1 rRNA gene is annotated in these 253 nt (G+C 52.6%); it reads right to left on the reverse strand.

Annotated features, from left to right (window positions below):
- Nucleotides 1-253: ribosomal RNA gene (locus NNO03_RS22635) — 23S ribosomal RNA — on the reverse strand; the annotation flags it as partial.

The raw sequence follows: 253 nt of genomic DNA on the forward strand, positions 1-253 counted from the left end.
CTGCTCCCCGTTCGCTCGCCGCTACTGGGGGAATCTCGGTTGATTTCTTTTCCTCGGGGTACTTAGATGTTTCAGTTCCCCCGGTTCGCTTCATTACGCTATGTATTCACGTAATGATAGTGTGTCGGAACACACTGGGTTTCCCCATTCGGAAATCGCCGGCTATAACGGTTCATATCACCTTACCGACGCTTATCGCAGATTAGCACGTCCTTCATCGCCTCTGACTGCCAGGGCATCCACCGTGTACGCT

Origin of the sequence: Citrobacter sp. Igbk 16, assembly GCF_028069755.1 — a bacterium.
GTDB lineage: Bacteria > Pseudomonadota > Gammaproteobacteria > Enterobacterales > Enterobacteriaceae > Citrobacter.